The 9,606-nt window shown below is 34.9% G+C and carries 9 protein-coding genes; 6 read left to right on the top strand and 3 right to left on the bottom strand.

What is annotated here, in order from left to right; translation table 11 throughout:
- From KHW44_RS03340 to KHW44_RS03320, 5 genes are all read left to right on the top strand, one after another.
- The coding region (locus tag KHW44_RS03340) for an arsenic metallochaperone ArsD family protein (protein WP_304065956.1) at window positions 1-204 on the top strand (204 nt) is incomplete at its 5' end.
- A gap of 18 nt (window positions 205-222) precedes the next feature.
- A complete protein-coding gene (gene arsA / locus KHW44_RS03335) occupies window positions 223-1,974 on the top strand; it encodes an arsenical pump-driving ATPase (RefSeq protein WP_304065953.1) in 1,752 nt (583 codons plus the stop codon).
- Window positions 1,975-2,005: 31 nt separating this feature from the next.
- On the top strand, window positions 2,006-3,064 hold the full coding sequence (arsB, locus tag KHW44_RS03330) for an ACR3 family arsenite efflux transporter (RefSeq protein ID WP_316095146.1): 1,059 nt from the start codon (window positions 2,006-2,008) through the stop codon (window positions 3,062-3,064).
- Window positions 3,065-3,117: 53 nt separating this feature from the next.
- Complete coding sequence (locus tag KHW44_RS03325) at window positions 3,118-3,288, top strand: hypothetical protein (RefSeq protein WP_304065947.1); 171 nt, start codon at window positions 3,118-3,120, stop codon at window positions 3,286-3,288.
- A gap of 29 nt (window positions 3,289-3,317) precedes the next feature.
- Window positions 3,318-3,446, top strand: coding sequence for a hypothetical protein (locus KHW44_RS03320; protein WP_304065944.1), 129 nt, complete (start codon window positions 3,318-3,320; stop codon window positions 3,444-3,446).
- A gap of 227 nt (window positions 3,447-3,673) precedes the next feature.
- On the opposite strand, the gene KHW44_RS03315 is transcribed toward KHW44_RS03320, so the two are convergent.
- The 3 genes from KHW44_RS03315 to KHW44_RS03305 form a co-directional block, all read right to left on the bottom strand.
- The gene (locus KHW44_RS03315; RefSeq protein WP_304065941.1) at window positions 3,674-4,639 is read right to left on the bottom strand and encodes a 3-hydroxyacyl-CoA dehydrogenase family protein; all 966 of its coding nucleotides are present in this window, start codon (window positions 4,637-4,639) and stop codon (window positions 3,674-3,676) included.
- A 109-nt stretch (window positions 4,640-4,748) separates the two neighbouring features.
- Window positions 4,749-5,804 carry a DUF2871 domain-containing protein gene (locus KHW44_RS03310; RefSeq protein WP_304065938.1) on the bottom strand — a complete coding sequence of 352 codons (1,056 nt, stop codon included), beginning with the start codon at window positions 5,802-5,804 and terminating at the stop codon, window positions 4,749-4,751.
- Complete coding sequence (locus KHW44_RS03305) at window positions 5,791-6,369, bottom strand: TetR/AcrR family transcriptional regulator (RefSeq protein WP_304065935.1); 579 nt, start codon at window positions 6,367-6,369, stop codon at window positions 5,791-5,793. Before KHW44_RS03305 ends, KHW44_RS03310 begins: the two co-directional genes overlap by 14 nt.
- A gap of 285 nt (window positions 6,370-6,654) precedes the next feature.
- Here KHW44_RS03305 and KHW44_RS03300 point away from each other — a divergent pair.
- The coding region (locus tag KHW44_RS03300) for a helicase-related protein (RefSeq protein WP_304065933.1) at window positions 6,655-9,606 on the top strand (2,952 nt) is incomplete at its 3' end.

Below are 9,606 nucleotides of genomic sequence, written 5' to 3'. Positions count from 1 at the left end.
TACGCTGAAAATGATAAAGTAAGCAAGCTGTTAAATGAAGAAGGAGTCGATGTACTTCCTATAACAATGGTTGACGATGAAGTAGTCAAAACAAGAGAATACCCTACAAATGATGAATTTGTTGAATTTTTGGATATACCAAAAGAATATATAATGTCTGGTATAGCAATTCAAAAAATGAAAAAGAATAAAGGAAACAAATAGATAGGATAGGAGGTCAATGTGTATACAAGATTCAATCCAGAAAATGTTAAGCTAAATAAGTATCTTTTCTTTACAGGAAAGGGTGGTGTAGGTAAAACTTCTATAGCTTCGAGTCTTGCTATAAACCTAGCAGACCAAGGTAAAAAAGTTATCCTTGTTAGTACAGACCCAGCATCAAACTTACAGGATATTTTTGACACAGACTTAGACAATAAAATAAGAGATATAGATAAGGTAAAGAATTTAAAACTAGCTAACTTTGAACCAGAGAAAGCCCTAGAAGACTATAAGGAAAGCGTAGTTGGACCTCAAAGAGGAAAACTTCCGGATGAGGTTATAGAAGCCATGGAAGAGCAGCTTTCGGGATCATGTACAACTGAAGTGGCAGCTTTTAAGGAGTTCACAATCTTTATAGCTGATGAAGAGCTTGCAGCTGAATATGACCATATAATATTTGATACTGCTCCTACAGGCCATACACTAAGAATGTTAGAACTACCTTCAGCTTGGACAAACTTTTTAGATAACAACAAGTATGGAGCATCTTGCCTAGGCCAGCTATCAGGGCTAGATGAAGAAAGAGGTATTTATAAAAAAGCTGTTGAAAACCTAGCTGACAGTGAGCTAACTAGCCTTATACTAGTTTCTAGACCTATAGAAACAGCCCTAAAGGAAGCGGCAAGGACATCAAATGAACTCCACGAAATTGGCGTAGATAACCAAATTCACATAATAAATGGTATGCTAGATTCCTATGATGATGATCTTTCAACAGCTATACACAATATGCAAAAAAGAGATGTGGAAGCAATGCCAGAAGGCCTAAAAGACCTTGAAACTTACTATCTTCCACTTAAACCATACAATACATCTAGTATTGAAAATCTTAGAAAATTTTTCTCGGATGATATAGAAGAAAAAATGGAGTCTTCAGTTACCATAGACACTAGCAAGATATCAAGGCTAGAAGATGTTGTTGACGACCTATATAAGAACAATAAAAAAGTTATCCTTACTATGGGTAAGGGAGGAGTAGGGAAAACAACTATAGCAGCAGCTATTGCCCTAGCCCTTAATGAAAAAGGTCAAAAAGTTCATCTTGCAACAACAGACCCAGCAGACCATCTAAAATATATAATAAGCGAAAGAGAAAATTTGACTATTTCCTATATAGATGAAGATAAGGAGCTTGAATCTTATAGAGAGGAAGTCCTAGGAAAGGCAAAGGAAGATGGGGCAAGTGAGGAAGACATTGACTATATCGAAGAAGATTTAAGAAGTCCATGTACCCAAGAAATTGCAGTTTTTCGTGCATTTGCTGATATAGTAGACAAGTCAGAAGATGAAATAGTAGTAATAGACACAGCCCCAACTGGTCATACAATTCTTCTTTTAGAATCAACAGAAAGCTATAATAGGGAAATTTCAAGAAGCCAGGGAGATGTACCTGAATCAGTAAAGAAACTACTTCCAAGGCTTAAGGACAAGGATTATACAGAGGTTCTAATTATAGCCCTAGCAGAAGCAACTCCTTACTATGAAGCAAAAAGACTTAAGGAAGACCTAGATAGAGCAGAAATCTTTAATAAATGGTGGATTATCAATTCGAGCTACTTTGCAAGTGGCAGCCAAAACGAGATTTTGAAAGCTAGGGCCGATCAAGAAAAAGAGTGGATCAAGACAATAGATGAAACATCTCAATCTAACACAGCCCTTGTTGAGTGGATTCCAGAAGATTTAAAAGAAGACAATTTAAAAGACCTATTATAAGAATAGGCAGATAAATAAAGAGGTGAAATTGGTGAAAGAAACAAACGAAAAAATTAGCTTTTTTGAAAGATATTTAAGTATATGGGTTTTACTCTGCATGGCCGCAGGTATTTTGATTGCTAGATTTATGCCATCTGTTCAATCTTTCTTACAGTCATTGGAATTTAAGGGTCAAAATATAATCTTAACAGTTTTAATGTGGCTTATGATATACCCTATGATGGTTAGAATAGACTTTAATTCACTAAAAAATGTAGGAAGACATCCCCAAGGTATAATTATTTCTACAATAGCAAGCTGGGGAATCAAACCATTTTTAATGTTTGGTCTATCTACACTTTTCTTCCATTATGTATTTAGCCAGTTAATACCCGCTAATCTTGCCAATGATTTTGTTATAGGAGCAGTACTCTTAGGTACAGCCCCATGTACAGCAATGGTCTTTGTGTGGAGCAGTCTTACCAATGGAGACCCAGCGCAAACTCTTGTACAGATATCGGTAAATGACATCTTGATAATCTTCCTATTTGTACCACTCGTACAGCTCCTTTTAGGTTTAAAGGGTATAACTCTACCAATGGATGTTCTATTAATGTCATTAGTACTTTTTGTTGTAATTCCTTTAGTAGGAGGGTTTTTATCAAGGTACTTTATAATAAAAAATAAGGGAAAAGATTACCTGGAAAATAACTTTATAAAAAAGTTTGACGGAGTAACTACTATAGGACTTCTTCTTACCCTCGTTATTATATTTACTTTCCAAGGAGATATGATAGTAAAACATCCACTTTATGTAGTTTTAATAGCAGTTCCACTAATACTTCAAAATGTGATTTCATTCTCTCTAACATATTTTGTAAGTAAAGTAAGCAAACTACCTCATGAGATAGCAGCGCCAGCTTCTTTAATAGCAGCATCTGACTTTTTCGAACTTTCAGTGGCTGTAGGTATAGCCCTATTTGGTGTAGATTCTCCTGTTGTTCTTGCATCAACTGTAGGGGTTCTTACAAAAGTTCCCGTAATGCTACTTTTAGTAAGGATAGTTAATAATACAAAAAGCTCCTTCCCAAGCCTTGAAAGAACTAAATAAAGTTAAGACATTAGAAAAAAGTGCGACTATAAAATTAAGGTGACCCCCAAAAGTTGGACTTTGTACCAGAGACATTTAGAAATAATGGATTTTTTAAAGATAAACACGTTGATGGTATAATAGGTATTGATGATTTATTATGTTACACACAGGGTGATGTGAGAAAAACCGTAGAACTATTATTGCCTATTTTAAGTGCATTGAAGTTCATACCAAGATTGTAGCGACAACTATTCAAAAATTTCTATACATTGTGGATGAGCTTAAGAACTTAAATAACAAAAGCTTTGCGGTTATTATTGATGAGGCACATTCTTCTACAGCTGGCAAGAATATGCAGGCTGTAATCCAATCATTAGCATTTTATGGTAATGAATTTTAAGATGAGGATGACTTCATCATCGATCAAATTAAAAAATCTGGTAAGCAGTCAAATGTTTCTATGTTTGCATTGACAGCTACACCAAAACCAACAACATTGAGAATGTTTGATAAACTTAATAAGTATGGAAACCATGAGGCTTTTCACTTATATTCAATGAAACAAGCTATTGAAGAAGTATCCAAAAATCTCCCGAAACATATCCGGGAGATTTTCACATTATATCATTAAATTTTAAAATCTTTGTGAAGTCGTAGTATTTCGACAAGCATACCGTCACGGTATTTTGCAAGAGTTTCATGAGTGTTGCCGATGTTCGCCGGTCTGTTTTTGATTGCTTCGTGAACTCCGTCGACTGTTTTCTTCTTGATTTCGTCTGTGAATTTCGTCCATGTAGCAGCATCTTCTAGCCAAGTTTCCATCGAAGGGCCGATATGGTCGAGTAAACCTTGAAGTCCGTGTTCACCGCCACCAAGTTCAAATATTTGTCCAGGACCCATAATTGCCCATCTAATTGCAGGGCCAAATGTCAACGCAGTTTCGCAATCTTCCATGCTAACGACACCTTTGTCCACCAAATCCATCATTTCACGAAGCACCACGGCTTGAAGCCTGTTTGCTATAAAACCTGGAACTTCATTTCTGATGATAATAGGTTTCTTACCCAATCTAGTGAATAATTCACGAAGAGCGTTCGCAGTTTCTGGGTCTGATTTTTCTCCTTGTGAAATCTCAATCAGTGGAATCAAATGAGGTGGGTTGTAAGGGTGCGCTCCGAAAATTCTTTCGGGACCCTCAGCATCTTCTGCGATTTTAGTGACTAGTAGTCCCGATGTTGCTGAACACAAAACAGCGTCAGGCTTTGCGTATTTTTCAAAAACCTTCACGAATTCTTTTTTAACATCGTAATTTTCTGGAATACACTCTTCCACAATATCTGCAAATTCAATCGCTTCTTGTTCGTTCGTAGTATAGCTGATTCTTGATAAAATCGTTTCCTTATCTTCCGCAACGACCTTCTTCTCAATCAACTCGTCCATGTATTTTTCTATAATCTTCTTAGTCTTTGCTTCACTTTCCAAACTTCTGTTGTAACTTTTAACATCCATCTTGCCCATAGCAAAAAGCAAAGTAAACGATGAACCAATCACGCCACCGCCAATTACACAGGCCTTTTCAAAATTCTTCGCCATAAAATCCTCCTTTTGTTAACTTAGATATTTACAATACTTCCATTACATATATACCCAAACAAAGTCCACAAAACACAAAAAGAGTAGCTCACATAAGCTACTCCCATAATTACTCTGCTATTTTCAAATTATATAATTTCACAAACATCCACACAAATCCAACGCCTAGAATAATGTGACCTATGCCAGAAGTTCCATCAATTGCCGCACGAACAATCACATCCGTTCCCTCACGAACCACTTCGTAAATTCCAATCACAACCATATTTACGATTGTGAACGTAAAACCTGTAAGATAGATCGCATACGGTTTCTTCAGTGATTTTACATCGTTCATATCCTTTGCCAATAAATACATCAACAAACTAACGACAAATCCAAGAACCAAAGTGTGAACGTGGATTTTGCCAAGATGAGTTACATCGCTAAAACCGTAGAATTTCGTGAATTCACGATAGAACACACCACCTATAAGTCCCATAATCAAAAGCGTAATAGAATTTGCAAACAAATTATTAACGCCAAATTCACTCACAAAATGTTTGAAACCAAACCACACAATCAAGAAATATGCCACAGTTTTAGGCATCATTAAAGCTCCAATTGCAGGAACTTTATCGCTGAATAAAACAACAGGAACGTAGAATAAGAATGACAACAAAATCAAAATCCACATGTGCTTAAACGCAGGCATATCTTTCTTCTTGTATGACCACATAATCAACAGAATTCCCATAATCAAGAAAGGAATATTCCTATAAATTCCGAACATATAATTGCTATCACTACTTCCCCAATTATTTTGTGGCAATAACACAAGAATAATCCTCAAAGCCGCCAAACCATAAATAATCCATTTTTTCGTATTGTCCGTATCATTACTTTGATTGCGATAATAATGATAATAAATTACGTAGAAAATTGTCATTGTAATGCTAGTCACAAATTGACCCCACGACAAAGCTGCTGCATGAGCCTCGAAACCTCCAGGACTCAGATGCGCAATCACCCTTGGAAGTAAATGAAAACCATCACCAAAACCAAGCACCATCGTCATAACACCGAACAACTTCGCACCCTTGTTTTTCTCCAACAACAATCTAACACCAAGAGCCACCAAAACCGACAAATAAATTACATCAAATAAACTCTCAAAAATCTTCATCTTCCACCCCTTTTTTCAACCAATTAATATGAAGCTTGTATTTTTTTAGAAAAACATCCCTAGACCAATTCTCCTTGAAAATTCTCTCAATCAAACTGTGAACAATAGCCTTCATAAAATACACAAGCTCCAACTTCATACCATCAGAATTATCGTGGAAAATCTCGTAATATTCCTTCTTCGTAGCCTTCCAACCATCTTCCAACTCGCTATTCCAATACAAATACCTAAACTTGTACAAATTATACTCGCCATCTTCAAAAATCAGATTGCACACCTCATCGCCAAACACATCCAACGCCCTCGACACATCGTTGTTGTTATTTCTCAACACAGACATAAAAAGCAAATGAACATCCTTAGTTTCCTTGTCAAGAATGTAGAAGTAGCAATCCTTCAAATCCTCAAAATATTGGTAGAAACTACCGCGCGCAATCGACAACCTCTCCACAATATTTTTTACATTACAATCCTTGAAAGGCTTCTTAGAAAATTCATTCTTTAAAACCTCATCAATCAAATTTCTCTTTTCTTCACTCAAATTATAAAAAGTTTGCTTCGGCATATAATCACCCCTCAATTAAAATGACATACTGTCATAATTAAATTATATGTGACATGGTGTCATTCGTCAAGATGAAATTATGAAATAAACATTAAAATCATTTCTTCTAAAAAGATAGTTGGTTGACAGTTGTGGCTACAGATACGTTGATTTTGTTTTTGAAACAACGAAAAAACAGTTGAAAATACCAAACAAACCTTCGATATTAATCATTTTTCATGCTATAATGAAAATATTAGCTATAATAAAATTAATTTACATAGAAACCAAAATAAGAGGGAGATTATGGAAACAATTGATAATGAAAGTAGAACATTAAAAGAAGATTTAGTCAGTGAAATACGTGAAGGAAGCATTATTTCCATAGCAGCGGCAAGTTTTTCTATTTATACTTATGACCAACTAAAAAAAGAGTTGGAAAATATTGACGAATTCAAATTTATTTTTACATCTCCAACTTTTATTGCGGATGACTTGAAAAAAGAAAGCGCTGAGTATGACATTTTCAAAAGTGTAAGAGAGCAGGAAATATTCGGAACTGAATTTGAAATAAAACTTAGAAACGAAATGACACAAAAATCCATAGCCAAAGAATGTGCAGATTGGATTAGAAGAAAAGCCAAATTCAAATCAAACACAACTCATAAAAACATGCCGGGCTTCTTGAACTTAGATGATATTTCATATTCTCCAATAAATAGCTTCACAACTGCTGATTTGGGACTTGAAGATGGAAATAACGATTATTTTCTTATCAATAAAGTCAAAATGCCAGTAAGTCAGAGGTATTATGATCAATTTGAAAGACTTTGGAACGATAAGGAAAAGTTAGAAGATGTTACCGATTTAATAATAGAAAGCATAAGTACCGTATACAAGGATAATAATCCTGAATATATGTATTTTGTAACATTGTACAACATATTCAAAGAATTTTTACAAGATGTATCAGAAGATGAATTACCAAACGAATCAACAGGCTACAAGGACAGCAAAGTATGGAATATGTTGTTTAATTATCAAGAAGATGCAACCGTAGCCATAATAAACAAACTAGAAAAATATAACGGATGCATACTAGCGGATTCTGTTGGTCTAGGAAAAACATTCACCGCACTAGCAGTAATTAAATATTACGAAAATAGAAACAAGTCGGTACTTGTATTGTGCCCTAAAAAACTAAAAGATAATTGGAATACATACAAAGCAAATTATCTAAACAACCCACTCGCAGAAGACCGCATGAGATATGACGTGCTATTTCACACAGATTTAAGCAGAGAAAAAGGAGAGTCTAACGGAATAGATCTCGACAGAATTAATTGGGGAAATTACGACTTAGTTGTAATAGATGAATCACATAATTTTCGTAACGGAGGGAAATTAGTTGATTCTGAAAAAGAAAACAGATACCTCAGACTATTGAATAAAGTCATAAGAACAGGCGTCAAAACAAAAGTACTAATGTTGTCAGCAACACCTGTAAACAACAAATTTACAGACTTGAAAAATCAATTAGCATTAGCATATGAAGGTAACAACGAACTTCTTGACAATAAGCTCAACACCAACAAAAACATCAATGAAATATTCAAACAATCACAAAAAGCTTTCAATAGCTGGACGAAATTAGAAGCAGAAGATAGAACCACGCAACATCTGCTAGATACACTAGACAGTGATTTTTTCGAATTACTAGACAGCGTAACCATAGCCCGCTCCAGAAAACACATTCAAAAATATTACGATACATCACAAATAGGATCATTTCCAATAAGAAACGTACCGATTTCAAAAAGGCCAGGACTTACAGACCTTGAAAGCGCAGTGACTTATAATGATATTTTTGACCAATTGAATAGTCTCAACCTCTGCATATACACACCTACTGATTATATATTGAGCAGTAAACTATCCAAATACACTGACCAGTATGATTCCAGTTCCAAAAGTGGAAAACTAACACAATCTGGACGTGAAAAAGGTATCAGAAGATTAATGTCTATTAATCTAATGAAAAGAATGGAAAGTTCAGTTCATGCATTCAAATTGACGATTGACCGCATACTATCAACAATTAACTCTACAATACAAGAAATAGAAAACTATGAAAAAACAAATAAAAGTTCCAACATAGAACTTGAAGATTTTTCTAATATAGACGATGAAATTGACGAAACAGAAGAAACATTTACAATTGGAAAAAAAGTTCAAATCGACATCGCAGATATGGATTACAAATCCTGGAGAAGAGAACTAGAATTAGACAAGGAAATACTAGAACTAATAGCCATCAACGTAGCGGACATAACAAGTGAGTATGACCTTAAACTAAAAACGCTCCTACAAATAATCGATGAAAAACAGCTTCATCCATTGAACCCAGGAAACAAAAAGATACTTATATTTACGGCATTTGCAGACACCGCAAAATACTTGTATGAAAATGTCAGCAAATATGTAAAGGACAAGTACAACCTTAATACAGCAATAGTAACAGGATCAGCGGATAGTAAAACAACAATAAAAAACATTGGTACAGATTTAAACACCGTACTTACACTATTTTCACCAAATTCTAAAGACAAAAACTTAATAATGCCTGAACAAGAAGAAGAAATAGACATACTTATAGCAACAGACTGCATATCAGAAGGACAAAACCTACAAGACTGCGACTATCTAATTAACTACGACATACACTGGAATCCTGTAAGAATAATACAAAGATTCGGAAGAATTGATCGTATTGGATCCAAAAACAAATGCGTACAATTGGTGAACTTCTGGCCTGATTTGACACTGGACGAATACATTAACCTAAAAGCAAGGGTCGAAACTAGAATGAAAATAGTTGACATGACCGCAACAGGTGATGACAATGTTCTAAGCAATGAACAAAAACTAGACCTTGAATACAGGAAAAAACAACTCAAAAAGCTACAAGAAGAAGTCGTAGATATTGAAGAAATGGACACAGGAATATCCATAATGGACTTGGGATTGAACGAATACAAGTTTGATTTATTGGATTATATCAAAAACAATCCCGACATAAAAAAAGCTCCACTTGGGATGAACACCATAGTCCAATCGCAACAAGATTGTCCAGAAGGAGTAATATTTGTACTCAAAAACCGCAAAGACAGCATAAATATCGATCAAAAAAATCGACTTCATCCATTCTATATAGTGTACATTTCACAACAAAAAGACATCGTAATAGACCATTTGCAA

The organism is Finegoldia magna, assembly GCF_018371055.1.
Classification (GTDB): Bacteria; Bacillota; Clostridia; order Tissierellales; family Peptoniphilaceae; genus Finegoldia; species Finegoldia magna_I.
Note: the sequence above shows the minus strand (reverse complement) of the source record. Positions and strands in the feature narration are given on the sequence as shown.